This window comes from Streptomyces umbrinus, from assembly GCF_030817415.1.
Lineage (GTDB): Bacteria > Actinomycetota > Actinomycetes > Streptomycetales > Streptomycetaceae > Streptomyces > Streptomyces umbrinus_A.
This window is the reverse complement of sequence record NZ_JAUSZI010000002.1, coordinates 7,294,098-7,320,518: the sequence shown is the minus strand read 5'-3', so window position 1 is coordinate 7,320,518 and position 26,421 is coordinate 7,294,098. Positions and strand designations below refer to the sequence as shown.

Here is a 26,421-nt window from a genome sequence, read left to right as displayed (position 1 = left end):
GGGTTCCTTATCTCACCTTCACCGTGCTACAACAGGTCTACACCACTGAGTGGTGTAGACCACGTGGATGCTGTCCATCCCCCGTGCAATTCACTTCCGTTCATTTCCCGTCCCCGGCAGCACCCTGCACATGGAGGAACCATGACCACCGCCACAGCTCCGGCGGCCCCCGCGAAGAAGTGGGGATCCGGCCTGCTCCAGGGCCTGCAGAAGGTCGGCCGCAGCCTGCAACTCCCCATTGCCGTGCTGCCGGCCGCCGGCATCCTGCTCCGTCTCGGCCAGCCCGATGTGTTCGGCGCGGACGGGCTCGGCTGGAACAAGGTCGCGTCCGTGTTCGCCACCGCCGGCGACGCGGTCTTCGCCAACCTGCCGTTGCTGTTCTGCGTCGGCATCGCCATCGGCTTCGCCAAGAAGTCCGACGGCTCCACCGCGCTCGCGGCGCTCGTCGGGTTCCTCGTCTACAAGAACGTCCTCACCGCGTTCCCGATCAGCGAGGCCAAGGTCCAGAAGGGCGCGGACGTCGCCGCGACCTACAACGACCCCAAGGTCCTCGGCGGCATCGTGATGGGCCTGATAGCCGCGGTCACCTGGCAGCGCTTCCACCGCACCAAGCTCCCCGACTGGCTCGGCTTCTTCAACGGCCGCCGTCTCGTACCGATCCTGATGGCCTTCATCGGCACCGCCGTCGGCGTCTTCTTCGGCCTCGTCTGGGAGCCCATCGGCGACGTCATCACCAACTTCGGCGAGTGGATGACCGGCCTCGGCGCGGTCGGCGCGGGCATCTTCGGCGCCATCAACCGCGCGCTGCTGCCGGTCGGCATGCACCAGTTCGTGAACACCGTCGCCTGGCAGGAGATCGGCACCTACACGGACTCCGCCGGTGCCGTCTGGCACGGTGACCTGCCGCGCTTCTTCCACGGCGACCCGACTGCCGGTCAGTTCATGACAGGCTTTTTCCCCATCATGATGTTCGCGCTCCCGGCCGCCGCCCTGGCGATCACGCACTGCGCCCGCCCCGAGCGCCGCAAGGCCGTCGGCGGCATGATGGTCTCCCTCGCGCTGACCTCGTTCGTCACGGGTATCACCGAGCCGATCGAGTTCGCGTTCATGTTCATCGCGCCGGTCCTGTACGTGATCCACGCGATCCTCACCGCGATCTCGATGGCCGTCACCTGGGCGCTGGGCGTCCACCACGGCTTCAGCTTCTCCGCGGGCGCCATCGACTACTTCCTCAACTGGAACCTCGCCACCAAGCCATGGATGATCATCCCGATCGGCCTGGTCTTCGCGGCGATCTACTACGTGACCTTCCGCTTCGCGATCATCAGGTTCAACCTCGCGACGCCGGGCCGCGAGCCCGACGAGGAGGTCGAGGACCTCACCAAGGCGTGAGAACCAAGGTCTGAGGCATGACGAAGGCCCCCGGAGCCGATCGGCTCCGGGGGCCTTGTGCTGCGTAGCCTGTCCAGGCACTGCGCGGTGCCGCGTGCGGACGGCGTCAGTTCTCGTACGGACGACGTCAGATCTCGTACGTGACTCGCGGCGTGGCGAGTTCCACCGGTCCTCCGAACGCCGCTCGGGCGTCGGCGAGGTTCGCCTGCGGGTCCGTCCACGGCGGAATGTGGGTCAGGACCAGGCGGCGGGCCGCGGCGCGGGTCGCGGTCTCGCCGGCCTCGCGGCCGTTGAGGTGGAGGTCCGGGATGTCCTCCTTGCCGTGGGTGAACGCGGCCTCGCAGAGGAACAGGTCGGTGTCCCGGGCGAGTTCGTCCAGCGTGTCGCAGACGCCGGTGTCCCCGGAGTACGTGAGCGACCGGCCGCCGTGCTCGACACGGATGCCGTACGCCTCCACGGGGTGGCTCACCTTCTCGGTGTGCACCGAGAACGGGCCGATCTCGAACGAGCCCGGCTTGACCGTGTGGAAGTCGAAGACCTCGCTCATGGAGGAGGCGGAGGGGGTGTCCGCGTACGCGGTGGTCAGGCGCTGTTCCGTGCCCTCGGGTCCGTAGACGGGGATCGGATCGCAGCGGCCGCCGTCATGGCGGTAGTAGCGCGCGACGAAGTACGCGCACATGTCGATGCAGTGGTCGGCGTGCAGATGGCTGAGGAAGATCGCGTCAAGGTCGTAGAGACCGCAGTGGCGCTGCAGCTCGCCAAGGGCACCGTTGCCCATGTCGAGAAGCAGCCGGAAGCCGTCGGCCTCGACGAGGTAGCTCGAGCAGGCCGATTCCGCGGACGGGAACGACCCCGAGCAGCCGACGACGGTGAGCTTCATAAAGCAGAAACCTCCGCTGGCGGGGAGTGAAGACGGGGGTCGTGCGGTCCGTCGAGCGTAAGGCGCAAAAGGTCCTGTCGCTCCTCCGTCGAGGGCTGTTGTGGGGGAACTCACCTGCGGTGTCACCGGTTCGGGGGCCAGCGGGGTGGCCAAGCGTGGGCCCCGTCACGCCGGTACCGTCATATCCATGGATACGTCGTGGTGGCTCGCGTTGGCGGCCGTGGTGCTGTTGGCGGGTGTCGCGACGCTGGTGGACGGGTGGGGGCGGCGGGGGACGGCGGGGGTCTTCGGGCGGGCGGGGCCGTTCGCAGGGCCGTTCGACCGGTCGCCCACCGGGCCGGCCGCGGGTCCGGGGTGGGATCCGTCGGCCCTCTCGTGCTTCTCGTCCGCGGCCTGCCGAGATCTGGTGGGCGAATGTTCCGTTCGAGGACGGGCCCGGGGCGAAGGACCGGCCCTGCCTGGTTCTGACCGTGCGGGGTCGCACGGCTGTCGTCGCCAAGATCACCAGCAAGAACCACGACGAGCGGCGGGCCGGGGTGATTCCGCTCCCGCCCGGCTCCGTCGGGGACGCCCGGGGGCGGGCCAGCTTCCTCGAAACGGATGAGCTGCGCGGGCTGCCGGTACGGGACTTCCGCCGCCGGGTGGGCCCGGTGGACCCCGTGATCTGGGACCAGGTCCGCAACCTGTCCCGTTAGGGGCTTTTCCTCGCCCCCGCCGCCCCTGCCCATTCCCGTCCCTTTTCGGGGGCGCTGCCCCCGAACCCCCGCTCCTCAAACGCCGGAGGGGCTGAAAGACCTCGAGGGCCGGCGAAAGTGGGCAGGTTGACCGCGGGTGGTCGGGAAATCAGCCGGAACGGCCTCGCCCTCAAACGCCGGACAGGCTGAAAGCAGGGGCGCAGCCCCGCCTACCAGGGGCGCGGGGAACTGCGCGACAAGCCACAACGAACCCGCACCCGGCGACGCACCCAACGGGGTCTGGGGCGGAGCCCCAGAAGGATGGGACGGGTAGGGGCGGCGGGGGCGAGAAACCCGGCTACGCCCAGAGCTGCCCCTGCAGTGTCTGGATGGCCTCTTCCGTCGTGGCTGCCGTGTAGACGCCCGTCGAGAGGTACTTCCAACCGCCGTCGGCCACGACGAAGACGATGTCGGCGGGCTCGCCCGACTTCACGGCCTTGTTGCCGACGCCGATCGCCGCGTGCAGCGCCGCCCCCGTCGAGACACCCGCGAAGATCCCCTCCTGCTGCAACAGCTCCCGCGTACGGGTGACGGCATCGGCGGAGCCGACCGAGAACCGGGTCGTCAGGACGGACGCGTCGTACAGCTCGGGCACGAAACCCTCGTCGAGGTTCCGAAGCCCGTACACAAGGTCGTCGTACCGCGGCTCGGCCGCGACGATCTTGACGTCGGGCTTGTGCTCGCGGAGGAAGCGGCCCACGCCCATCAGGGTGCCGGTGGTGCCGAGCCCGGCGACGAAGTGGGTGACCGAGGGCAGGTCGGCCAGGATCTCCGGACCCGTCGTCGCGTAGTGCGCACCCGCGTTGTCGGGGTTGCCGTACTGGTAGAGCATCACCCAGTCGGGATGCTCGGCGGCCAGCTCCTTCGCCACCCGCACCGCCGTGTTCGAGCCCCCCGCCGCAGGGGACGGAATGATCTCGGCGCCCCACATGCCGAGCAGCTCCCGCCGCTCCTGGGAGGTGTTCTCGGGCATGACGCACACCATGCGGTAGCCCTTGAGCTTCGCCGCCATGGCGAGCGAGATGCCGGTGTTGCCCGAGGTGGGCTCCAGAATCGTGCAGCCGGGCGTCAACCGGCCGTCCTTCTCCGCCTGTTCGATCATGTGGAGCGCGGGCCGGTCCTTGACCGAGCCGGTCGGATTGCGGTCCTCCAGCTTCGCCCAGATGCGGACGTCGGCGGACGGCGAGAGCCGCGGCAGGCGCACCAGAGGGGTGTTGCCCACCGCGGCCAGCGGGGAGTCGTAACGCATCAGCGATCAGAGCCCTGTGCCGGTCAGACCATGCCGCCGGCCACGGCCGGCAGGATCGTGACGTTGTCGCCGTCGGTCAGCTTGGTGTTGATGCCGTCGAGGAAGCGCACGTCCTCGTCGTTCAGGTACACGTTCACGAAGCGGCGCAGCTCGCCGCCGTCCACGATGCGGGCCTGGATGCCCGCATGACGGGTCTCCAGGTCGGCGAAGAGGGCTGCGAGGGTCTCCCCGCCGCCCTCGACGGCCTTCTGGCCGTCGGTGTAGGTGCGGAGGATGGTGGGGATGCGGACCTCGATGGCCATGGCTGTGGGCTCCTGTCGGGAGTGAGTCAGTCAGTCGGTGGGCGCGCGGCGGCCCGGAAGAGCAGGTGAGCGGTGTGGGACGCCGCGGCTCACGGCCGTACGGCGGCAGGGTTCAGCGCGTACAGATGGCGCTCTGCAGCCTGCACAGGTCGACGTGCAACCGTGCCACGAGCAGCATGCCCGGGGTCTTGTCGCTCACGTCGTGGGAAACCATGGGGTCATCGTATCGATTCCCGGTCCGGGTCCTGGAATGTGATCTCAGATACTGGATGAATTCTGACCGAAATACGGGATCAGTACGCCTCCACGATCGTGACCTCCTCCTCCGTCACCTCGCCCTCCAGGATCCTGAACGAGCGGAACTGGAAGGGTCCGGCGTCGTCGGCGTCCGCCGTGGAGACCAGGACGTAGTGCGCGCCGGGCTCGTTCGCGTACGAGATGTCGGTGCGGGAGGGGTACGCCTCGGTGGCCGTGTGGGAGTGGTAGATGACGACCGGTTCCTCGTCGCGGTCGTCGAGCTCGCGGTAGAGCTTGAGGAGGTCGCCGGAGTCGAACTCGTAGAACGTGGGCGAGCGCGCGGCGTTGAGCATCGGGATGAACCGCTCGGGGCGGCCGGTGCCCTCCGGGCCGGCGACCACGCCGCACGCCTCGTCGGGGTGGTCCTGGCGCGCGTGCGCGACGATCTGGTCGACGAGGGCCTGGGTGATGGTCAGCATGGTCGTCAGGATAAGCAGAAGGGCCTCCCCGTACCGAGGGGTGGTACGGGGAGGCCCACATGCTGGGCCACGAGCCCTACATGTTCTGCGTGAGGTCCGTCAGCCGATCTTCTCGAACTCCGGGTCGCGGCGCTCCGTGACCTCCGGGTTCCGCGACTTCAGTACGGCCCAGCCGATGCCCAGTGCCGCCGCCCAGCCGGCCATCACGTAGAGGCAGACGCGGGAGTCGGCGTCGTACGCGATGAGGCAGGTGACGAAGAGCAGGAACACGACCGCGACCCAGCTGAGCTTCGAGCCGCCCGGGGCCGGGAAGGACGAGGCGGGCAGGCGCCCGGCGTCGACCGCGCGGCGGTACAGGATGTGGCTGACCAGGATCATCAGCCAGGTCCAGATGCCGGCCGCGGTGGCCACCGAGGTGACGTAGCCGAAGGCCTTCTCCGGGACGATGTAGTTCAGGATCACGCCGATGCCCATGAAGAGCATGGAGACGGTGATGCCGAGCGCGGGCGTCTTGGTGGACGACAGCTTGTTGAAGACCTTGGGGGCCTCTCCGTTGTCCGCCAGGGTGCGCAGCATGCGGCCGGTGGAGTACATGCCGGAGTTGCAGGAGGACAGGGCCGCCGTCAGGACGACGAAGTTCACGATGCCCGCGCCCGCCGGGATGCCGATCTTCGCGAAGGCTTCCACGAAGGGGCTGACCCCCGGTGCGAACTCGGTCCACTTCACGACGCAGAGGATGACGGTGAGGGCGCCGACGTAGAAGAGGGCGATGCGCCAGGGCAGGGTGTTGATGGCCTTGGGGAGGGTCTTCTCGGGGTTCTCGGACTCACCGGCGGTGACGCCGACGAGTTCGACTGCGAGGTACGCGAACATCACGCCCTGCAGGGTCATCAGGGACGAGCCGATGCCCTTGGGGAAGAAGCCGTCGAAGGCCCAGAGGTTGGAGACGGCGGCCGAGTCGCCCGCGGAGCTGAAGCCGAAGGTGAGGACGCCCAGGCCGATCACGATCATGCCGATGAGGGCGGTGACCTTGACCATCGAGAACCAGAACTCGATCTCGCCGAAGAGCTTCACCGAGATCAGGTTGGCCGCGAAGAGGACCAGCAGGAAGACCAGGGCGGTGACCCACTGCGGGATCGCCGGGAACCAGTAGTTGACGTAGATCGCGGCGGCGGTGAGTTCCGCCATGCCGGTGACGACCCACATCAGCCAGTACGTCCAGCCGGTGAAGTAGCCGAAGAACGGGCCGAGGAACTCGCGGGAGTACTCCGCGAAGGAGCCCGAGACCGGACGGTAGAGCAGGAGCTCTCCGAGGGCCCGCATGATGAAGAAGATGATGACGCCCGCGAGGGCGTACATGAGGATGAGACTGGGGCCCGCCTTGGCGATGTTCGCCCCGGCCCCCAGGAAGAGGCCGACGCCGATGGCGCCGCCGATCGCGATCATCTGGACCTGACGGCTGTTGAGGCCGCGTTCGTAGCCCTCTTCGGGGGCGTGCCCCTCTCCGGGGGCTTCGCTGCCCACGACACCCTTGCGGTCGTGCCCGTCGTCGTTCTTGCCGACCTGCACCGAGGTCATGTCTGATGCGCCTTTCTCCATGCCGATCCGAGCCGTCGTCGGCTCCGGATCGGGTCCCGATCCCCCCGGATTGAATGGAGCTGAGCGGGCTCCCCGAGCCCGCTGAGCGGGCTCGGGGGTGTGGGGTGCGTTTCCGCGTCGTCCGGTGCGGTGCATCGGCGTGCCGCCGGGAAGCCCTCGTACTGGACGTACTTGGGTTTTCCGGCGGTGCGGCGAGGTGCCGTGCCGGGCGGCGCGGGGGCGTGCCTCACACCCCCGAGACCGCTCAGTGCCTGGTCGGCGATCCGCCGACGGTGGCGCACCCGACGGGGACATGGGTGGCGTCCCGCCGGGCGGTCGTGAAGATTTATCACGGCCGCAACGCTGATCACCTGAGGCGCGTGTAGCGCACACCACAGGGAGAACCGGACAAAAGTCGGACCGCGCCCCATAGGGCGCGGTCACGGTGACGGGATCGTTATTCGGATTTGAGCGTCCGCTGAGCGAACGAAATATGTCAGGACATCAACGTTTCAACCAACGTCTCCTGGAGCCCGCCCAGCCACAGATACGCCATCACCATCGGCTTGCGCGGGTCCTCGTCCGGCAGCCGGTAGAGGAGGTCGGTGTCCTCCTCGTCGACGACGTCGAGGCGCGATCCGATGGCCAGGCGCAGGTCGTTGAGGGCGCGCAGCCACTGCTCGGACTCCTCGGCGGAGAGCTTGAGGACCGCGCCGCCCTCCCCCACGGTCGAGAGCGTGTCCAGGGAGCGGATCACCGTGAGCGCGTTCTCCCGCTTGGCCGCGCGCAGGTCGTTCTCGGTGAAGCGGCGGAACTCCGCGGAGTACGAGCGCTGCTCCTCGGCCTGTTCGGGTGAGTCGGCCTCGACGTCGGGCCCGCTGTACGCGTCGGGGAAGAGCCGTTTCAGCACGGGATCGGAGGGCGGTTCGCTCGGGCCCTCCGCGAACAGCTCGGCGAGCGGGTCGTCGGAGGCGTCCTCACCCGGTCCCGGTCCGATGAGTTCCAGGAGCTGTACGGCGAGGGAGCGGATGATGGAGATCTCGACCTCGTCGAGCGCGACGGCCGCGCCGCCGCCGGGGAGCGGTTCGAAGTGTCCTGGCATCAGGTGCGTCGCTACTTCCAGTACTGCGCGGGCGTCGGGGAACTCTATTTCCGGTCGTGCTGGAGGGTGGCCCACAGACCGTAGCCGTGCATGGCCTGTACGTCGCGTTCCATCTCCTCGCGCGTGCCGCTGGAGACCACGGCCCGGCCCTTGTGGTGGACGTCGAGCATCAGCTTGGTGGCCTTGTCCTTCGGGTAGCCGAAGTACGTCTGGAAGACGTAGGTCACGTAGCTCATCAGGTTGACCGGGTCGTTGTGGACGATGGTCACCCAGGGGACGTCGGGCTCGGGTACGGCGAAGACCTCCTCCGCCGACTCGGTTTTTTCGGTCTCTAGGGGTGCGGGAGCCGTCACACGGCCCATGCTGCCACCACAGGTGGGTGCCCGGCCAAACGAGCCCACAAATCGTCAGAGTGACGAGATAGGGAGTACCATCCTTTGCCATGAACACTGCGGACCTAGGGCTGCCGGTTGATGTTCCCTCCACCGCGCTCTTCACGGACCACTACGAGCTGACCATGCTGCAGGCCGCCCTCAAGGGCGGGGCCGCCGACCGGCGCTCGGTCTTCGAGGTCTTCACACGCCGGCTGCCCGAGGGCCGCCGCTACGGCGTCGTGGCGGGGACCGGACGGGTGCTCGACGCGATCGAGAACTTCCGCTTCGACGCGGACGTCCTCGGCTTCCTGCGCGAGCGCCGCGTGGTCGACGAGCCGACCCTCGAATGGCTGGCCTCCTACCGCTTCGGCGGCGCCGTCTGGGGCTACCCCGAGGGCGAGGTGTACTTCCCGGGGTCGCCGATCCTGCGGGTCGAGGGCTCCTTCGCGGAGTGCGTGCTCCTGGAGACCGTGATCCTCTCCATCCTCAACCACGACTCGGCGATCGCGGCCGCCGCCTCCCGGATGGCCTCGGCCGCCGGGGAGCGCCCGCTGATCGAGATGGGCGCGCGCCGCACGCACGAGCTGGCCGCGGTGGCGGCGTCCCGGGCGGCGTACGTCGGTGGCTTCACGACCACCTCCGACCTGGCCGCGGGCTTCCGTTACGGCCTCCCGACCGTCGGCACCAGCGCCCACGCCTTCACGCTCCTCCACGACAACGAGCGGGACGCCTTCCAGGCCCAGGTCGACTCGCTCGGCCGGGGCACGACACTGCTCGTCGACACGTACGACGTCGCCGAGGCCGTCCGGCTGGCCGTCGAGGTGGCCGGGCCCGAGCTCGGAGCCGTCCGCATCGACTCCGGTGACCTGCTGCTCGTGGCGCACCGGGTACGCCAGCAGCTGGACGAGCTGGGCGCCACGAACACCCGGATCATCGTGACCTCGGACCTGGACGAGTACGCGATCGCCTCGCTGGCCGCGGCGCCCGTGGACGCGTACGGCGTGGGCACCCAGCTGGTGACGGGATCCGGCCATCCGACATGTTCGATGGTCTACAAGCTCGTCGCCCGTGCCGAGTCCGCGGACCCGAAGGCTCCGCTCGTTCCGGTGGCGAAGAAGTCGACGGGCGGCAAGACGTCCATCGGCGGTCGCAAATGGGCCGCGCGGCGGCTCGACGCGTACGGGGTCGCCGAGGCCGAGGTGATCGGCCTCGGGGCCGTCCCGGCCGAGCTCAGCGACCGTCAGCTCCTGGTGGAGCTCGTCAAGGGCGGCCAGGTCCTCGCCCGCGAGCCCCTGGACGTCGTACGCGACCGGCACGCCGCGGCCCGCGCGAACCTGCCCCTCTCGGCGACCCAGCTCTCCCGCGGGGAAGCCGTCATTCCGACCGAGTACGTATGAGCCACGTGGGACCGGATCCGGGCAGCACCCTGGGGCCCACCTCAGGCCACCCCGAGCCCGAACGGGCATGAACGGACGAGGAGCGGGAATGCAACGGCAACAATTGCAACCCTCCCGCCATGCCCGCGAACTCTCTAGGCTCGGTTCCGCAGAGGCGCCCCTGTCAAGGGGCGCGAGGAACTGCGCGACCAGCCCCCACACACCCGCAGACTACGAACCGCTCCCCCGCGGAGCGCCTCGCAGAAGGACACCGACATGCGCCGCGCCTTGATCGTCGTAGACGTGCAGAACGACTTCTGCGAAGGCGGCAGCCTCGCCGTGTCCGGCGGAGCCGACGTCGCCGCCGCGATCACGGAGCTGATCGGGCAGGCCCCCGCCGGCTACCGCCACGTCGTGGCGACCCGCGACCACCACATCGCCCCCGGCGGCCACTTCGCCGACAACCCCGACTACGTCCACTCCTGGCCCGCGCACTGCGTCGCGGGCACCGAGGGCGTCGGCTTCCACCCGAACTTCGCCCCGGTGGTCGCCTCCGGCGCGATCGACGCCGTCTTCGACAAGGGGGCGTACGCGGCGGCGTACAGCGGCTTCGAGGGCGCCGACGAGAACGGCGTGACGCTGGGCGACTGGCTGCGCGCCCGCGAGATCACCGAGGTCGACGTGGTGGGCATCGCCACCGACCACTGCGTCCGCGCCACCGCCCTGGACGCGGCCCGCGAGGGCTTCCGCACGCAGGTCCTGCTCGACCTCACGGCCGGCGTGGCCGAGGAGACCACCGAGCGCGCCCTGGAGGAGCTGAGCGCCGCAGGCGTGGAACTGAGCGGCAAGCCGGTGGTCTAGACCAGAGACCCGGCGCCCCTTCAGGGGCGCGGGGCTGTGACATTTGCGGCTCCGCCGCGTGGGCGCGACCAGCCACGACGAACCCCCAGGCAAGCACCGAACGCCGGCCGACTACTCAGAACCCCTGCGGCGTAGCCGTACGCCGCATCAGCGCCCGGATCGGGTGCCAGAGCTCGGCCGCGCAGGCGTCCGCACCGGGTGCCGTGCGCCATATGAGGCCGTCGGGATGGTGCAGGACCGCGGTGATCTCGTCCGGGGTCGGGGGCTCCGCGTTGCCGCGCAGGTACACCGCCCGCATGCCCAGGTTCCGCAGCCGCGTCAGGGCGCGGGCGCGGTTCTGGGCGTGCACGAGCACGCGTACCGAGCCGCTGCCCGCGGCGGGCGGTCGGGGCAGGTTCAACGCCACCACCACCGTGCCGTTCGGCAGCTTGCAGAAACCTCCTGCGGCCATGCAGTCACACCCCCGTGAGAACCAGTGTCAATAAGAGAGTCACAGCACGCACCTAAACACGATCGGCCGCAACCCGCCAGAGGGTTGCGGCCGATCATGGTTTGACCTGCGGAAATGCCTTTTACTTCGTCGCGGCCGAGACCTTCACCGTGATCGTCGAGCCGTCGCGCGGCTCCTTGACGATCGCGATCTTGGTGTTGGTGTCAGTGACGCGGACACCGGAGGTCGGGCTGGTCTCGTCGTAGTACGTGTTCGTGTGGTCGTTGAAGATCCGGTTGCCCGGAAGCGACGGGATCTTCGTGGCGACGTCCGCCTTGTGCAGCTTGAGGGCGTCCGTCCGGTAGGTACTGAAGGGCGAGTCGTACGACTGGATGCGGGTGCGCATCAGCGTGCCGTCGGACCACTTCAGCGGCTTCGGGTGGGCGTCCACCGGCAGCAGCAGACCGGAGCCCGCGTGCTGGCTGACGTTGTTGTCGTTCTGGGAGGTGTCCCACTTCCAGATCAGCAGACCGTTCTGGTACGGGAAGTGCTCCACCCAGGACGGGCGCGTGGTCGAGAAGCCGAAGTTGTACGGGCCGGACTTGAGGGTCTTGTCGTACGACACGTACTGGCGGTTCTCGGCGATGTAGTACTGCGCGTAGTCGTCCGTGACGGCCGCGCCGATGCGGGAGAAGCCGGTGGCCTTCCAGGCGGCGTCGGCGGTCTCGGCGTTGTCCGAGAAGACCGGCGAACCGTCGGCCGTCACCGTGATCACGTCGGCCGCGAAGCCCTTCTGGGCCACCCCGCCGTCGGTCTGGTAGCGGAAGCGGAGGTCGAACTTCTTGCCCGCGTAAGCGTCGAGCGGGAACGAGAGCTTCTTGTACGCGTCCACGGTGCCGGTCAGTGCGGGCTTGCCGCTGCCGTCGCGCGGGAGGGCCGCGCCGTCGACCGTGCCGTCCAGCGGCGTCCAGTTGGCGCCGTCGGTCGAGACCTCGGTGTAGAGGTAGTCGAAGTCGGTCTCGATGTCGTACCAGCCGTCGAGGGTCAGCGTGGCCGAGGACTTGCCGGTGAGGTCGACGGAACGGGTCAGCGTGTTCTTGAGGTCGTCACCGCTGCCGCTCCACCACTGGGTGGCACCCTGAGCCGGGGTGACCACCGGGTTGGTGACCTCCTTCTCCGGCAGTTCGACCACCAGCGCCTGGGCGTTCTTGGTGTTGTACTCCGCCACGCCCAGCTTGTGGGTGGAGCGCGTCGCGGCCTTGGCCGTGTCGTACTTCAGCCAGCCGAGCTGGAGTTTGTCCCAGGCGGTCATGTCACCGGGCAGGTCACCGATGGTGTTCTTGCCCTCGCCGAGCCAGGAGCCGGACGACATCAGCGTCCAGAACCCCGTCGAGTTCTCGGCGGTGTTGGTGGTGTCGTAATGGTCCGGCAGACCGAGGTCGTGGCCGTACTCGTGGGCGAAGACGCCGAGTCCGCCGTTCTCCGGCTGGATCGTGTAGTCGCCGACCCAGATGCCGGAGGTGCCGATCTGCGCCCCGCCCATCTTGTTGCCCGTGGGGCCGGTGGCGCCGGCGTCCGTGCCGAACGCGTACCAGCGGTGGGCCCAGATGGCGTCCTCGCCCTGGGCGCCGCCGCCCGCGGACTCGTCCTCGCCGGCGTGCACGATCTGGAAGTGGTCGATGTAGCCGTCGGGCTCGTTGAAGTTGCCGTCGCCGTCGAAGTCGTTGCGGTCCCACTTGTCGTAGGCGGCCAGCTCGGACTTGATGTCGGCGTCGGACTTGCCGGCCGCCTTCTGGGCGTCGGCCCAGGCGGTGACACCGTCGGCGACGGCGTTCCAGGCGCAGGTGTCGGGGTCGCACTTGTTGGAGCCGTAACGGGCCTCGTTGTAGGGCACCTTGACCCAGTCGGAGACCGCGCCGCCGATGGAGTAGCGGCCCGAGGACTGCTTCTCGTAGTACTTCTTCATCGACTCGACACCCTTGCCGGTGCCGAAGTAGAGCTCTTCGAAGTGCTTCTTGTTGTAGTCCGCCTGCCAGGCCGTGCTGTTGTCCTCGGCACGGTCCGGCTCGGCTATCTGGTTGTGCAGGGGACCCGGGGTGCCGCCGTAGCGGGGGTCCGTCTTGTCGCCGAACTCCACGAGGATCGTGAAGATCTGGTCGGTCTTCTCCCGGCCGAGCTCCACGTACTTGCCGTCCTGGAGCTTCACGACCTGCGAGCCACCGCGGTTCTTGACGGTGGCGTCGCCGGATATGACCTGCTTGAGCGCCTCTTCGCGCTGGGCCTCCTGACGTTCGGTCAGCGGGCCCTTCAGGTCGTGCTCGCGATCGGTGTTGTTCTCGGCGCGCGCCGGGTCCTGCCGGTTCGCGGCCGGATCCTGACGGCCCGCCGCCGCGGCCGGCTGATCGCCGGCAGCGGCCTGCGCCACCGCGAAGGTCGAGAACGTGGCAGCGGCCGCTGCGAGCGACACACCCACCGCGGCTGCTCTGAACGTCCATGGTCTGCTGGTCACTTGATGCAGTCCTCCCCCGCGCCCGGGCGCGCGGAATGGAGGGGTGTCCAGGTCATGGAGTCCGCGCGCGCTCTATGCGCGTCACAAGTGACGACATTCGATCGGAGTTACAGGAGAAAAGACAGACCTTGACTTGAACAGGTCAAGTGGGCTATGCACCGGCGGTCGTGCGCCGCGCGCGGACATCCGTCCGCTCACGGAGGAACGGTGTACGACTCAACAGGCGCGTTCGAACGTCCACTTGATGGACGCCATGACTCCGTGCGCCCCCTGTGCACCGGCGCCGTGGGTTAGGTCACGCTTACTGCTCGTTCCGCTCGGGCAGACAGCCGATTAGAGTCGGTTGGCGGCTCGCCGGATTTCCGGTGGTTTGCCAACCGGACACCGTTGTCGAACCCCAGATTCTTATCCGCACCCTCCCCCATCGCGAGAGGCACGGGGGGAGACCCCCACCCCGAGGATCGGAATAGCCATGCCTCGTCCGACCGCCGCACAGCTCGCCTACGGTTCCTGCACCGTGATCTTCTCCACGCTCGCCATGCTGCTGCTGTCACAGACGAGTTCGGGCCTGGGAGTCGTGGTGATAGCGCTCTCCGCCCTCGTGCTCGGCCTCCTCGTGGCCATGACGGTTCCCGTACCGAAGCCGGCCGCGCCGGCGGCGACCGTTGCCCGGCCCGCGTCCGTCACCCTCTCGGAACGCCGTTTCCCGGTGCGGCGCGAGACCGTCGCGGCCGCCAGCGCGCCCGAGCCGGTCCGCGAGCGCGCCTGAGCCCACTCCGACCGACCACGCGAACCGGCGGGCCCGTTGACCACGGACCCGCCGGTCGTCTGCGCCGCCTGTGGACTCAGCCCGCGCTGACTCCTGTGGAACTCAGCCCGTGCTGACCACCACCGTCTTGGCCGCCTTGTCGTGCAGGCCCTGCTTGTAGGGCTTGTCGAAGAAGCTCCAGCCGCCCGCGATCGCGGTCCAGATGCACGCGCAGCAGAACGCGAACGGCAGCCACAGGACCAGCGCGCGGACCAGCGAGGTCTGCACGGAGGGCGTGGCGCCGTTGTCGAGGTTCGCCACCCGCAGGTGCAGCCACTTCTTGCCGAGGGTCTGCCCCGCCCTGACGGTCATGACGGTGTCGTAGCCGACGTAGAGCACCGCGGCGATCAGCGACTGTCCGAACGACCTGCCGTAGTCGATCTTGTCCGTGTCCACGTCGTACTCATTGACGTTGAAGGCCCACGTCACCAGCCACACCACGATGACGACGAGGATCATGTCGATGATCCGCGCGAGCGTGCGCTTGCCGCTGTCGGCGAGCGGAGGCATCCCTGCCAGCGGGTCGTTGCCGTACGGGCCGCCGCCGTACGGGTCACCACCACCGCTGCCGTACGGGTCGCCGCCGCCGTAGGGCGGGGGCGGCGGGGTGGCGCCGTACGGGGAACCGGTGCCCGGCGGGGGCTCGTTGCCGTGGGAGGGGTCGAACGGCGGGCCCTCGCCGGGTGGCGGCCGCTGTCCGGACGAGCCCTCGTCCGGCGGCTTCTTCTTGAACGGATCATCATCCGACGGGGGCGGCGGCTCGGTGGTCATATCCCGAGTCGACCGCGAACCCCCCGACTGCGCAATGGGGGGCGGCCGTCCGGGGGACCGGTCAGCCCGCGACGAATGTGTGAGCCGCCTTGTCGTGCCAGCACTGGCGCCACGGGCGGTCGAACGCGCCCCACAGGACACCCAGGACACCGATGGCGAGAAGGCCGGGAACGCTGTAGACGAGCCAGCGGCGCAGCGCCAGACCGAACGACGGCGGGTCGCCGCCCTCGATGTCCCGCACCTGGAGACCGCACAGCTTCTTGCCGAGGGTGCGGCCCCACTTGGCGGTGGGCAGCGCCTCGTAGAGGACACCGAAGAGGAGCAGTACGGCGACGATGATGCCGAGGTAGACCGCGGTGGTGCCGTCAATGAGCCAGACCGTGACGGTCTCACCCGACAGCTTGGCCGCGTCGATCTTCTCGTTGACGTGATCGAGGGCCCTGGTGCCCAGCGGAACAGCGGCCGCGCCGGTGACGGCTGCCAGCACGATCGTGTCCACGAGCCTGGCCGCGAAGCGCTTGCCGAGTCCCGCCGGGCGCGCGTTCGCCTGCGAGCGGGCCGCCGCCTGAAACGGGTCCTCCCGCACCGGCTTCCACGGCACGACGGGCTTGTCCTCGTCCGGCCCGGCCAGGCGGTGCACCTGCTGGGCCCAGGAGGGCTGCCCGCCGCCGGCACCGGCGGCCATGGGGGCACCGGAGCCGGACTGCGGAGGGGCACCGGGAGTGGACTGCTGAGGGGCGGACTGCTGCACGGACTGCTGCGGGGTCGCGGGGGCGGCCGGGAATGCGGCTGCGGGGCCCTGGGAGGCCGCCTGTGCGGGGCCGGCCTGGGCCTGGGCCTCGGCCGCCCGGGCCGCCTCGGACTGGGCCGCGGAGGGCTGCGTCCCGCGCTGCTGTCCCCCGCGCGGTACGGCCCTGAACGTCATCGTGCCCTCGGAGGCGAGGGGTTCGCGGGAGCCGGGGACACCGCCCGGACGGTCGCCGCCCGAGACATGCGCGCGCCCGGCGCCCATGGCTCCTGTCGTGCCCGCTCCCCCGGCCGGCCCGGCGGCCCCGGATTGGGCGGAGCCCGCCGCTCCGGTCGGCTGTACCGGTCCGGTGGGCCTGCGGAAGACCACCGAGCCTCCGGAGCCCGGCGGCTTGAGGGCCTCCGAGCCCCCGTCGGACCCGGCGCCGGAATCGGTATCGGTATCGGCCCGGGACTCGGACTCGGACTCGTACGAGTGGAACGTGGCCACGCCGTCCGTGTGGTCCGACCTGCCGTCGGGCTGGGACGGCAGGGAGGGCGCGGCGGACTCGGCCGGCTGGTCGGTGGGTACGCGCGGATCGGGCTTGCCCCAGCGGATCCGGCGGTCCGGGTCGCCGCCGAAGCCGGTCTGCCGTGAGCGGTCGGCGCCCCAAGCGGTCGCGGGCTCGGGCCGGCTGCCGTGCTGGGCGTCGGCGGGCGACGGGCTCGCGGCCGGCGGGTCCTCGTCGAAGAAGTGCGGTCCCGTCTCCTCCGTGGAGGCGGGCACGGACCGTCCGTCCGCGGGCGACGAGAGCGGCTCGCCGCCGGACGGCGCCGGCCGGCTGGTGCCCGGCACCCACGAGGCACCGTTCCAGTACCGGACATATCCGGGAATGGAAGGGTCCGGGTAATACCCTTCGCGGGGCCTGTCGTCGCCGGGGGCCGGGGTTGGGGCGCTCATGTCCGTCGTCCCGTATCTGCTCGGGGGTCGTGTTGAGCGTCCACATCTATCAGACCGGCGCACACCTCTGGGCGGCTCCGGCCTCACCGCCCCCCTTACGAGCGCGGTCCAGCCGTCTTTTCCGGCTGGGGGCCCGGGGGCCCGCGGCGTAGCCGCTGATGTCAGCAGCCCCCGGAAAGACACAGCCAGACCGGCGCACACCTCTGGGCGGCTCCCGCCTCACCGCCCCCCTTACGAGCGCGGTCCAGCCGTCTTTTCCGGCTGGGGGCCCGGGGGCCCGCGGCGTAGCCGCTGATGTCAGCAGCCCCCGGAAAGACACAGCCAGACCGGCGCAAGCACCACTGCCGCTCCTCGCGTGCCTACCCCCTTCGAGCAAGGTTCCGCCACGTTTTCCGGCCGCTTCCGGTCGGGTGACGACCGTCTGCCGGCCTTGTGCTGATCGGGTCTGGCGGTCGTGTGCCGGTGCCTTCGGAAAAAGTTTCCGCGAACCCGCGTAATGCTTCGCGGCCCGCGCCCTCTCCACTCGTACGGGCCCGCCCACAGGGCCCCTGGACGAGAGGAAACGCACGACATGCACACCGTGGTGGAGCGCGAGCTCGAACTGAAACTGGTCCTGTCCCCCGAGCGCAGCATCCCGGTCCCGGCCCGGCTGAGGTACCGCACCGATGATCCGTACGCCGTCCACATCGCCTTCCACATCGGCTCCGACCACCCCGTGAACTGGACGTTCGCGCGCGAGCTGCTCGTGGAGGGGGTGTTCCGGCCGTGCGGGCACGGGGATGTGCGGGTGTGGCCGACGAAGGTCGCCGGGCGGAGCGTGGTCCTGATGGCGCTCAGTTCACCCGACGGGGACGTCCTGCTCGAAGCACCCGCCGCGCAGGTGTCGGCCTGGCTGGAGCGCACCCTGCGGGCGGTCCCGCCGGGCACCGAGGCCGACCAGCTCGGTATCGACGACGGCCTCGCCGAACTGCTCGCGCCCACCCCGGCCGACGACCTCTGGCTGCGCGACCCCTGGCCCTCGGACGAGTCCAAGGACGGGGAGTGAGACGGCGGGCCGCGAGAAGCCGAGGAGGTGGCTCAGAAGAGCTTGCCGGGGTTGAGGATGCCGAGCGGGTCGAACGCCGTCTTGATCGCCCGCTGCATCTCCACGCCCACCGGGCCGATCTCGCGCGCCAGCCACTCCTTCTTGAGGACGCCCACGCCGTGCTCTCCGGTGATCGTGCCGCCGAGTTCCAGGCCGAGGGCCATGATCTCGTCGAAGGACTCGCGGGCGCGCCGGGACTCGTCGGGGTCGCCCGCGTCGAAGCAGACGGTCGGGTGGGTGTTGCCGTCGCCGGCGTGTGCGACGACCCCGATGGTCAGCTGGTACTTCTCGGCGATCCGGTCGACCCCTTCGAGCATCTCGGCGAGCTTGGAGCGCGGTACGCACACGTCGTCGATCATCGTGGTGCCCTTGACCGCTTCGAGGCCGGTGAGGGACAACCGGCGGGCCTGGAGCAGCAGTTCGGACTCGGCCGCGTCGTCCGCCGGTACGACCTGCGTGGCCCCGGCCGCCTCGCAGAGTGCGCCCACGGCCGTCAGGTCGGCGGCCGGGTCGAGGGTGTCGAAGGCGGCGAGGAGCAGGGCCTCGGTCGACTCCGGCAGGCCCATGTTCGCCATGTCGTTGACGGCCTTCACCGTCGTACGGTCCATGAGTTCGAGGAGGGAGGGCACATGGCCGCCCTCCATGATCCGGCAGACCGCGTCGCAGGCGGCCGCCGCGGAGGCGAACTCGGCGGCCAGCACCAACTGTTGGGGCGGCTGCGGCTTCAGGGCGAGGGTGGCCCGTACGACGATGCCGAGCGAGCCCTCGGAGCCGACGAAGAGGCGGGTCAGGTCGTATCCGGCGACGCCCTTCGCCGTGCGGCGGCCGGTGGACATCAGGCGCCCGTCGGCGAGGACCACGTCCAGGCCGAGGACGTACTCGGCCGTCACCCCGTACTTCACACAGCACAGGCCGCCCGACGCCGTGCCGATGTTGCCGCCGATCGTGCACATCTCCCAGCTGGAGGGGTCCGGCGGGTAGTAGAGGCCGTGTTCGTTGACGGCGCGGGAGAGCGTGGCGTTGATGACGCCCGGCTCGACCACCGCGATCCGGTCGACGGGGCTGATCTCCAGGATGCGGTCCATCTTGACGAGGGACAGCACGATGCAGCCCTCGGAGGCGTTGGCGGCGCCCGACAGGCCCGTACGGGCGCCCTGCGGGACGACCGGGACGCGCAGTTCCGTGGCGACGCGCATGACGTGCTGGACCTGCTCGACGGTGCGCGGCAGCACCACGACGGCGGGGGTGCCTGCCTCGCAGAAGCTGGCCATGTCGTTGGCGTACGAGCTGGTGACGTCCGGGTCGGTGAGGACCGCCTCGTCCGGCAGGCCCGCGAGGAGACGTTCGGCGAGGCTGCCCGGCGCCACGGTGTCTTCATCGGGACGGGCTTCGATACGGCTCATGATCACAGCGTCGCACTCGGGGCCATCGGTGTGAACCCCGCCCGCGAGGGGCTTTCCGCGCCGGGGTGGTGGCCGGGTGTGCTCTTCGTATTGGCGCACAGTGAGCTGCATGGAGAGCGGCATGGGAAAAGAGCTGGCCGAGGGTTCGGCGGGCGATCCGGCGGGTGGCCCGGTGAGCCGTCCGGCGGGTGGTTCGGCCAAGAGGTGGACGCCCGTCGGTGCCGTCGTGGGATGTGCCGTCGTGGGGTGTGCCGTGCTGGGCGGTGTGCTGATGGTGGCGCCCCCGGAGCCGGACGGGCCGCCGCCCGCGCCCGGACCCGTGGCGCGGGCCGAGACCGCCGTCGGGGCCGGGGCGCCCGCCTCGCTGCCCGATCTGGTCGCGCTGATCGGGGACCGCGAGGCGCATCTGCGGGACCGTCCGGGTGATGTGCGGTCGTGGGCGGTGCTCGGCGCGGCGTACGCGGAGCGGGGTGAGCGGACCGGCGAGGCGCGGTTCTACCCGAAGGCCGAGAAGGCGCTGCGTACGTCGTTGCGGGCGAAGCCGAAGAAGAACGTGGAGGCGTTCGACGGTCTGGCCGCGCTCGCCAATGCCCGCCACGACTTCCGGGCGGCGCGGAAGTGGGGCGAGGCCTCGGTGGCTGCCTCGCCGAAGCGATGGACGGCCTATCCGGCGTTGATCGACGCGTACCGGGGGCTCGGGGAGTTCAAGGCCGCGGACAAGGCGCTGGCCAGGCTCGTCCGACTGCTGAAGGGAGCGGCGGCGCCGAGGGCACGGATGCTGACGCTGGCCGCCCTCGTGTACCGCGACCAGGGCCTCCGCGAGGACGCCGCCGCCGCGCTCTCCGACGCGGTGGCGCTCGCCTCCGCTCCGGCCGAGCGGGCGGACTGTCTCATCGGGGCCGGGGAGCTGGCCTGGGAGCGCGGGGAGCCCACCGAGTCGCTGCGCGCCTTCGAGGCCGCGGTGCGGGCCGATCCCGACGGGCACGCCGCGCTCGCCGGACAGGGCCGGGCGCTGGCCGCACTGGGCCGGACCTCGGAGGCTGTGAGCGCGTACCGGGCCGCCTCGGAGAAGCGCGCGCTGCCCCGGTACGCGTGGGAGCTGGGCGAGTTGTACGAGTCGCTGGGCCTTGGCGGCGAGGCGCGGGCCCAGTACGACGTGGTGCGGGAGCGGGTGCATGAGGGCACCGCCGGCGGGGTGAACGCCGATCTCGTGGCGGGTCTCTTCGAGGCCGACCACGGCGCCCCGGAGGCCGCTGTGCGGTTGCTGCGGGACGAGTGGGAGCGGCATCCCTCCGCGGCGGTCGCGGATGCGCTGGGGTGGGCGCTGCATCGCGCCGGGCAGCACGAGGACGCGCTCGCCTTCGCCACGAAGGCCACCGACAAGGGGCACGTGGGTGCGGTGCGCAGCGCGGCCTACGCGTACCACCGGGGCATGATCGAACGGCAGTTGAAGCGGGAGGGACCCGCGCGCCGCCATCTGGAGGAGGCGCTGCGGATCAGTCCGTACTTCTCGCCGCTGGGAGTGCCGGCGGCGAAGGAGGCGTTGGGGGCACTGGGCCCCGTGTGACAGCGCCCTGTGCCCCAACGGCCTTGCGGGCTGCGGCGCTTACAGGTTGCCGCGCTTCTCCTGCTCCCGTTCGATCGCCTGGAAGAGTGCCTTGAAGTTGCCCTTGCCGAAGCCCATCGAGCCATGGCGTTCGATGATCTCGAAGAAGACGGTCGGGCGGTCCTGGACCGGCTTGGTGAAGATCTGGAGCAGGTAGCCGTCCTCGTCGCGGTCGGCCAGGATCTTCAGCTCGCGCAGGGTGTCGACGGGGACGCGGGTGTCTCCGACCCACTCGCCGAGGGTGTCGTAGTAGGAGTCCGGGGTGTCGAGGAACCGGACGCCGGCCGCGCGCATGGTCCGTACGCTCTCCACGATGTCGTTCGTGTTGAGCGCGATGTGCTGGACGCCGGCGCCGCCGTAGAACTCCAGGTACTCGTCGATCTGGGACTTCTTCTTCGCGATGGCGGGCTCGTTGATCGGGAACTTGACCTTGAGCGTGCCGTCGGCGACGACCTTCGACATCAGGGCGCTGTACTCGGTCGCGATGTCGTCGCCCACGAACTCCTTCATGTTCGTGAAGCCCATGACCTTGTTGTAGAAGGCCACCCACTCGTTCATACGGCCGAGTTCCACGTTGCCGACGCAGTGGTCGATGGCCTGGAAGGTGCGGTGGGCGGGCGGCTCGACGATCGGGTCCGCGGCCGTGAACCCGGGGAGGTAGGGGCCGTCGTAGCCCGTGCGCTCCACCAGGGTGTGGCGGGTCTTGCCGTACGTGGCGATGGCGGCGAGTACGACGGTGCCGTGCTCGTCCTTCAGCTCGTAGGGCTCGGTGACCGGGCGGGCGCCGTGCTCGACGGCGTAGGCGAACGCGGCGCGGGCGTCCGGGACCTCGATGGCGAGGTCGACCACGCCGTCACCGTGCTCCGCCACGTGTTCGGCGAGGAAGTGGCCCCAGGGGGTGGCGGCCTTGATGACGGAGGTGAGGACGAAGCGGGCGGAGCCGTTCTCCAGGACGTAGCTCGCGGTCTCGCGGCTGCCGTTCTCCGGTCCGGAGTAGGCGACCAGCTTCATGCCGAAGGCGGTGGAGTAGTAGTGCGCCGCCTGCTTGGCGTTGCCCACGGCGAAGACGACCGCGTCCATTCCCTTGACCGGGAAGGGGTCTGCCTGCCGCGCGGTCTCGGGGGTGTGGTGAGTGGTCTGAGTCATGGCCGCAGGCTCTCTCCCTTCCGCAAGGTGCGCAATAGTTTGCGGATCTGCTGGGCAATATGTTCAGTGAAAGGCCTACCGGTTCGGGCTTTGTGTACAGGATGACCACCGCGGAGGCCTGCATGGCGATCGATCATCTGGACGGGCGGCTGCTGGTGCTGCTCGCGCGAGAGCCGCGCATCGGCGTGCTGGAGATGTCCCGGCGGCTCGGGGTCGCGCGCGGGACCGTGCAGGCGCGGCTCGACCGGCTTCAGTCGAATGGAGTCATCCGGGGGTTCGGGCCGCAGGTGGATCCCGCGGCCCTCGGGTATCCCGTCACCGCCTTCGCGACGCTGCAGATCCGGCAGGGCCAAGGCACGGACGTACGGGCTCACTTGGCGACCGTGCCCGAGGTGCTGGAGCTGCACACGACGACGGGCGGCGGGGACATGCTGTGCCGGCTCGTGGCCCGGTCCAACGCCGATCTTCAGCGGGTGATCGACCGGGTTGTCGGTTTTGATGGCATCGTCCGGGCCTCCACGGCGATCGTCATGGAGAACCCCGTGCCGCTGCGGATCATCCCGCTGGTGGAGCAGGCCGCGGAGGACGACGACTGAGGCGACCGTGATGGCTGAGGCGACAGGGGTGAAAAGCGGGTGAGCTTCTGGGAGTACCTGGGCAGTCGCCATCAGCAGCTCCTCGCCGACGCCTACCAGCACGCCAGCGCCGTCTTCCAGTGCATGGTCGTCGCCACCTTGATCGGTGTGGTGGTCGGTGTCGTCACCTACCGGAGCGAGTGGGCCGGGAGTCTGGCCACGACCTCGACGGCGACCCTGCTGACCATCCCCTCGCTCGCCATGATCGGTCTGCTCATCCCGATCGTGGGGCTGGGGGTGCCGCCCACGGTGATCGCGCTGACCCTGTACGGACTGCTGCCGATCGTGCGCAACTCGATCGTGGGGCTGCGCGGGGTCGATCCCTCGCTCGTCGACGCGGCCACCGGCATCGGGATGTCGCGGCTCGCCCGGCTCCTGCGGGTCGAACTGCCGCTCGCCTGGCCGCCGATCCTGACCGGAATCCGGGTCTCCACCCAGATGCTGATGGGGATCGCCGCGATCGCCGCCTACGCCTCGGGACCGGGTCTCGGCAACGAGATCTTCCGCGGCATCGCCTCCCTGGGCAGCAAGAACGCGCTCAACCAGGTGCTCGCGGGCACGCTCGGGATCATCGTCCTGGCCCTGCTGTTCGACGCCGCGTACGTCCTCATCGGGCGGCTGACCATTCCGAGGGGGATCCGTGCCTGAGCCGACCACCACGGCGACCGCCACCGCCGCGACGACCGGCGCCAACGCCACCACCGGCGCCACCATCGAGCTGGAGAACCTCACCAAGCGGTACCCGGGGAGCTCCGACCCCGCCGTGGACAGCGTCAACATGGAGATCGGCGCCGGTGAACTCGTCGTCTTCGTCGGCCCCTCGGGGTGCGGGAAGTCGACCACCCTGAAGATGATCAACCGGCTGATCGAGCCCACGGGCGGACGGATCAGGATCGGTGGCGAGGACGTCACCCACATGGATCCGGTGAAGCTGCGCCGCAAGATCGGGTACGCGATCCAGGCCTCGGGGCTCTTCCCGCACATGACGGTCGCCCAGAACATCGCCCTCGTACCGAGGATGGTGGGGTGGCCGAAGGCGCGGATCAACGCCCGGGTCGAGGAGATGCTGGATCTGGTCGGTCTCGACCCGGGCGAGTTCCACGACCGCTATCCGCGCCAGCTCTCCGGCGGCCAGCAGCAACGCGTGGGCGTGGCAAGGGCGTTGGCCGCCGACCCGCCCGTCCTGCTGATGGACGAGCCCTTCGGTGCCGTGGACCCGATCACCCGCGACCACCTCCAGGACGAACTGATCCGGCTCCAGCACGAGCTGCACAAGACCATCGTCTTCGTCACCCACGACTTCGACGAGGCGATCAAACTGGGCGACAGGATCGCCGTGCTGCGGGAGCGGTCGCACATCGCCCAGTTCGACACCCCGGAGGCGATCCTCACCAACCCCGCCGACGACTTCGTGTCCGGCTTCGTGGGCGCGGGGGCCGCGTTGAAGCGGCTCAACCTGTCACGCGTACGGGATGTGGAGATCACCGACTATCCGACGGTGACCGTCGACGACCCGCTCCAGGAGATCTTCAACAAGCTCAGGTCGAGCGGTACGAACGAGATCCTGCTGCTCGACCGGCGCGGACGGCCCTACAAGTGGCTGCGCCGCGGGGACCTGATGCGGGCCAAGGGCTCGCTGGCCCGGGCGGGCACGCTGGTGCACGACACGGTGACCCGGGACGCGACGCTGCGGGACGCCCTGGAGGCCGTGCTCATCGACAACGCGGGGCGGGTCGTGGTGACGGGGCGGCGCGGGGAGTACACCGGCGTCGTGGACATGGAGACGCTGATGAACTCCGTGCACGAACTGCTGGAGGCCGACCGGCTCGACGCGATCGAGCACCAGCACGAACTGGAGGAGACGCGCGCCGAGCAGACCCATCACGAGCAGGAGGGCACCGCCGGCGGGGAGGCGAAGGCGTGAGGGCCCCGGAGACCGACCACGACACCGGGACGGACCCCGACGGCGAGGTCTCCGGGACGGACTCCGGGTTCGAGGAGACGTCCGGGTCCGAGGAGACGAAGGCTTCCCCGCCCGGCAAGTCCCGCGCCTCCAGGGTGACTTGGCAGAAGCTGACCCTGCTGCCCGCCGTGCTCACCGTCGTGCTGCTCGCCACCTGGCTCTGGTTCCGGCAGGCGGAGCTGGACCCGCTCTCGGAGAACGCACTGTCGGGCGGCCAGGCGTGGAAGGCGCTGCGGCAGCAGATCGAACTGACCGTGATCTCCACGTTCTTCGTGCTGATCATCGCGATCCCGCTGGGCATCCTGCTGACCCGCAAGGCGTTCCGCAAGGCGACCCCGGTCGCCATGTCCTTCGCCAACATGGGACAGGCGACCCCTGCCATCGGCCTGCTGGCACTGCTCGTGATCTGGCTGGGCATCGGCCAGAAGGCGGCGCTGATCGGCATCATCGCGTACGCCATCCTGCCGGTCCTCTCGAACACGATCGCCGGGCTCAAGGCGAACGATCCGACGCTGCTGGAGGCCGCCGAAGGCATCGGCATGTCGCCCGTGGGAGTACTGACCCGTGTCGAACTGCCCCTCGCCGTACCGCTGATCCTCGCCGGCGTCCGCACCGCGCTCGTCCTGAACGTGGGCACGGCGACCCTCGCCACGTTCGGCGGAGGCGGCGGTCTCGGCGTACTGATCACGACCGGCATCACCAACCAGCGGATGCCGGTCCTGGTGCTCGGCTCGATCCTGACCGTGTCCCTCGCCCTGCTGGTCGACTGGCTGGCCTCGCTGGCCGAAATCCTGCTCAGCCCGCGCGGGTTGGAGGCGGGGACATGAGACGGCGTACGGGTCTGGTGGCCGCCGGGGCGATGCTGGCGGCCTCGGCCGGGTGCGGGCTGACCAGCGGCTCGCCCATGGTCGACGACGTGGAGCCCGGCTCGATCGGGCAGGGGAAGCCGCTCAAGGGCGCCGATCTCACCGTGACGTCCAAGGAGTTCACCGAGCAGCTGATCCTCGGCGCGATCATGGGCATCGCCTTCGAGGCGGCGGGCGCGGACGTGCTGGACCGCACGGGCATCCAGGGCTCCATCGGCGCCCGCGAGGCCGTCAAGAGCGGGGACGCGGACGGCATGTACGAGTACACGGGCACCGCCTGGATCACGTACCAGGGCAACAGTGATCCCATCACCGACCCGAGCAAGCAGTGGGAGGCCGTGCGCAAGGCCGACCTGAAGAACGGGCTGACCTGGCTGCCCCCGTCGGCGCTGAACAACACCTACGCCCTCGCCATGAACCAGGCCAACTTCACGAAGTACGGCACGAAGACCCTCTCCGACGTGGCCGCGCTGTCGAAGTCCGACCCGAAGGCGGTCACGCTCTGCGTGGAGAGCGAGTTCGCCAACCGGGCCGACGGGCTGCCGGGCATGGAGAAGGCGTACGGCATGAAGCTGCCCGCCGGGAACATCACGCAGATGGACACCGGGATCATCTACACCCAGGCGGCGAAGGGGAGTTGCACGTACGGGGAGGTCTTCACCACCGACGGGCGCATCAAGTCGATGAACCTGGTGGTGATGGCGGACGACAAGAAGTTCTTCCCCAACTACAACGTGGCTCCGGAGATCAACTCCAAGGCACTGAAGAAGTATCCGGCGATCGCGACCGTCCTCGACCCGATCACCAAACGCCTGAACAACGACGTGGCGCAGGAGTTGAACGCGCGGGTGGACGTGGACGGGGAGGACCCGCACGCGGTCGCGCTGGACTGGATGAAGGACGAGGGGTTCGTGAAGGAGGGCTGAGCGGGGGCTCTCCGGAGGGCGGT

25 protein-coding genes and 1 pseudogene are annotated in these 26,421 nt (G+C 69.7%); 12 read left to right on the top strand and 14 right to left on the bottom strand.

What is annotated here, in order from left to right; all coding sequences use genetic code 11:
- The first annotated feature begins 141 nt into the window (after positions 1-141).
- Positions 142-1,392: a PTS transporter subunit EIIC gene (locus QF035_RS32380; protein ID WP_269650270.1), complete on the top strand. Its 1,251-nt coding sequence runs from the start codon at positions 142-144 to the stop codon at positions 1,390-1,392.
- A 127-nt stretch (positions 1,393-1,519) separates the two neighbouring features.
- Here QF035_RS32380 and QF035_RS32375 read toward each other — a convergent pair whose 3' ends face one another.
- A complete protein-coding gene (locus QF035_RS32375) occupies positions 1,520-2,272 on the bottom strand; it encodes an MBL fold metallo-hydrolase (protein WP_307523955.1) in 753 nt (250 codons plus the stop codon).
- Positions 2,273-2,459: 187 nt separating this feature from the next.
- Between QF035_RS32375 and QF035_RS32370 the strand changes: the two are divergent.
- Positions 2,460-2,967 (top strand): annotated as a pseudogene (locus QF035_RS32370) (type II toxin-antitoxin system PemK/MazF family toxin).
- A 337-nt stretch (positions 2,968-3,304) separates the two neighbouring features.
- On the opposite strand, the gene QF035_RS32365 reads toward QF035_RS32370, so the two are convergent.
- The 7 genes from QF035_RS32365 to clpS form a co-directional block, all read right to left on the bottom strand.
- Positions 3,305-4,255, bottom strand: coding sequence for a PLP-dependent cysteine synthase family protein (locus QF035_RS32365; RefSeq protein ID WP_307523954.1), 951 nt, complete (start codon positions 4,253-4,255; stop codon positions 3,305-3,307).
- Between the two features lie 23 nt (positions 4,256-4,278).
- Positions 4,279-4,557 (bottom strand): MoaD/ThiS family protein, encoded by a 279-nt coding sequence (locus tag QF035_RS32360; protein WP_143632625.1) that lies wholly within the window; start codon positions 4,555-4,557, stop codon positions 4,279-4,281.
- Between the two features lie 112 nt (positions 4,558-4,669).
- Complete coding sequence (locus tag QF035_RS55900) at positions 4,670-4,771, bottom strand: putative leader peptide (protein ID WP_313904860.1); 102 nt, start codon at positions 4,769-4,771, stop codon at positions 4,670-4,672.
- A 79-nt stretch (positions 4,772-4,850) separates the two neighbouring features.
- Positions 4,851-5,273, bottom strand: a complete 423-nt coding sequence (locus QF035_RS32355) for a M67 family metallopeptidase (protein ID WP_307523953.1) — start codon at positions 5,271-5,273, stop codon at positions 4,851-4,853.
- Positions 5,274-5,372: 99 nt separating this feature from the next.
- Positions 5,373-6,851, bottom strand: a complete 1,479-nt coding sequence (locus QF035_RS32350; RefSeq protein WP_307523952.1) for an amino acid permease — start codon at positions 6,849-6,851, stop codon at positions 5,373-5,375.
- 496 nt (positions 6,852-7,347) lie between these two features.
- Entirely contained in the window at positions 7,348-7,953 is a 606-nt protein-coding gene (locus QF035_RS32345) for a DUF2017 domain-containing protein (RefSeq protein ID WP_307523951.1), read from the bottom strand.
- A gap of 44 nt (positions 7,954-7,997) precedes the next feature.
- On the bottom strand, positions 7,998-8,315 hold the full coding sequence (clpS, locus tag QF035_RS32340; RefSeq protein WP_189843437.1) for an ATP-dependent Clp protease adapter ClpS: 318 nt from the start codon (positions 8,313-8,315) through the stop codon (positions 7,998-8,000).
- A gap of 80 nt (positions 8,316-8,395) precedes the next feature.
- Between clpS and QF035_RS32335 the strand changes: the two genes are divergently transcribed.
- Positions 8,396-9,724 carry a nicotinate phosphoribosyltransferase gene (locus tag QF035_RS32335; protein ID WP_307523950.1) on the top strand — a complete coding sequence of 443 codons (1,329 nt, stop codon included), beginning with the start codon at positions 8,396-8,398 and terminating at the stop codon, positions 9,722-9,724.
- 255 nt (positions 9,725-9,979) lie between these two features.
- A complete protein-coding gene (locus tag QF035_RS32330; RefSeq protein WP_055617031.1) occupies positions 9,980-10,564 on the top strand; it encodes a nicotinamidase in 585 nt (194 codons plus the stop codon).
- A gap of 115 nt (positions 10,565-10,679) precedes the next feature.
- Here QF035_RS32330 and QF035_RS32325 read toward each other — a convergent pair whose 3' ends face one another.
- Together QF035_RS32325 and QF035_RS32320 are read right to left on the bottom strand one after the other, a co-directional pair.
- A complete protein-coding gene (locus QF035_RS32325; RefSeq protein ID WP_189843439.1) occupies positions 10,680-11,015 on the bottom strand; it encodes a hypothetical protein in 336 nt (111 codons plus the stop codon).
- A 121-nt stretch (positions 11,016-11,136) separates the two neighbouring features.
- Positions 11,137-13,503 carry an immune inhibitor A domain-containing protein gene (locus QF035_RS32320; protein WP_307523949.1) on the bottom strand — a complete coding sequence of 789 codons (2,367 nt, stop codon included), beginning with the start codon at positions 13,501-13,503 and terminating at the stop codon, positions 11,137-11,139.
- Between the two features lie 472 nt (positions 13,504-13,975).
- Here QF035_RS32320 and QF035_RS32315 point away from each other — a divergent pair, with 472 nt between their 5' ends.
- Positions 13,976-14,272 carry a hypothetical protein gene (locus tag QF035_RS32315; protein WP_307523948.1) on the top strand — a complete coding sequence of 99 codons (297 nt, stop codon included), beginning with the start codon at positions 13,976-13,978 and terminating at the stop codon, positions 14,270-14,272.
- 102 nt (positions 14,273-14,374) lie between these two features.
- Here QF035_RS32315 and QF035_RS32310 read toward each other — a convergent pair whose 3' ends face one another.
- Positions 14,375-15,082, bottom strand: a complete 708-nt coding sequence (locus QF035_RS32310; protein WP_307523947.1) for an RDD family protein — start codon at positions 15,080-15,082, stop codon at positions 14,375-14,377.
- 61 nt (positions 15,083-15,143) lie between these two features.
- On the bottom strand, positions 15,144-16,769 hold the full coding sequence (locus tag QF035_RS32305; RefSeq protein ID WP_307523946.1) for an RDD family protein: 1,626 nt from the start codon (positions 16,767-16,769) through the stop codon (positions 15,144-15,146).
- A 571-nt stretch (positions 16,770-17,340) separates the two neighbouring features.
- On the opposite strand from QF035_RS32305, the gene QF035_RS32300 reads away from it, so the two are divergent.
- Positions 17,341-17,814, top strand: a complete 474-nt coding sequence (locus QF035_RS32300; protein WP_307523945.1) for an SsgA family sporulation/cell division regulator — start codon at positions 17,341-17,343, stop codon at positions 17,812-17,814.
- Positions 17,815-17,846: 32 nt separating this feature from the next.
- On the opposite strand, the gene QF035_RS32295 is transcribed toward QF035_RS32300, so the two are convergent.
- On the bottom strand, positions 17,847-19,262 hold the full coding sequence (locus tag QF035_RS32295) for an FAD-binding oxidoreductase (protein WP_307531600.1): 1,416 nt from the start codon (positions 19,260-19,262) through the stop codon (positions 17,847-17,849).
- Between the two features lie 103 nt (positions 19,263-19,365).
- Between QF035_RS32295 and QF035_RS32290 the strand changes: the two genes are divergently transcribed.
- A complete protein-coding gene (locus QF035_RS32290) occupies positions 19,366-20,823 on the top strand; it encodes a tetratricopeptide repeat protein (protein ID WP_307523944.1) in 1,458 nt (485 codons plus the stop codon).
- 39 nt (positions 20,824-20,862) lie between these two features.
- Here QF035_RS32290 and hppD read toward each other — a convergent pair whose 3' ends face one another.
- A complete protein-coding gene (gene hppD, locus QF035_RS32285) occupies positions 20,863-22,008 on the bottom strand; it encodes a 4-hydroxyphenylpyruvate dioxygenase (protein WP_307523943.1) in 1,146 nt (381 codons plus the stop codon).
- A gap of 122 nt (positions 22,009-22,130) precedes the next feature.
- Here hppD and QF035_RS32280 point away from each other — a divergent pair, with 122 nt between their 5' ends.
- Genes QF035_RS32280 through QF035_RS32260 form a run of 5 tightly spaced genes read left to right on the top strand, consistent with a single transcriptional unit; the run spans position 22,131 to position 26,398 of the window.
- Positions 22,131-22,604, top strand: a complete 474-nt coding sequence (locus tag QF035_RS32280) for an Lrp/AsnC family transcriptional regulator (protein WP_055617039.1) — start codon at positions 22,131-22,133, stop codon at positions 22,602-22,604.
- Positions 22,605-22,643: 39 nt separating this feature from the next.
- A complete protein-coding gene (locus QF035_RS32275) occupies positions 22,644-23,291 on the top strand; it encodes an ABC transporter permease (RefSeq protein WP_307523942.1) in 648 nt (215 codons plus the stop codon).
- The gene (locus QF035_RS32270) at positions 23,284-24,567 is read left to right on the top strand and encodes a betaine/proline/choline family ABC transporter ATP-binding protein (RefSeq protein WP_307523941.1); all 1,284 of its coding nucleotides are present in this window, start codon (positions 23,284-23,286) and stop codon (positions 24,565-24,567) included. Before QF035_RS32275 ends, QF035_RS32270 begins: the two co-directional genes overlap by 8 nt.
- Positions 24,564-25,433: an ABC transporter permease gene (locus tag QF035_RS32265; RefSeq protein WP_307523940.1), complete on the top strand. Its 870-nt coding sequence runs from the start codon at positions 24,564-24,566 to the stop codon at positions 25,431-25,433. Before QF035_RS32270 ends, QF035_RS32265 begins: the two co-directional genes overlap by 4 nt.
- Positions 25,430-26,398, top strand: a complete 969-nt coding sequence (locus tag QF035_RS32260; protein ID WP_307523939.1) for a glycine betaine ABC transporter substrate-binding protein — start codon at positions 25,430-25,432, stop codon at positions 26,396-26,398. The genes QF035_RS32265 and QF035_RS32260 overlap by 4 nt, the downstream gene beginning before the upstream one ends.
- Positions 26,399-26,421 lie beyond the last annotated feature (23 nt).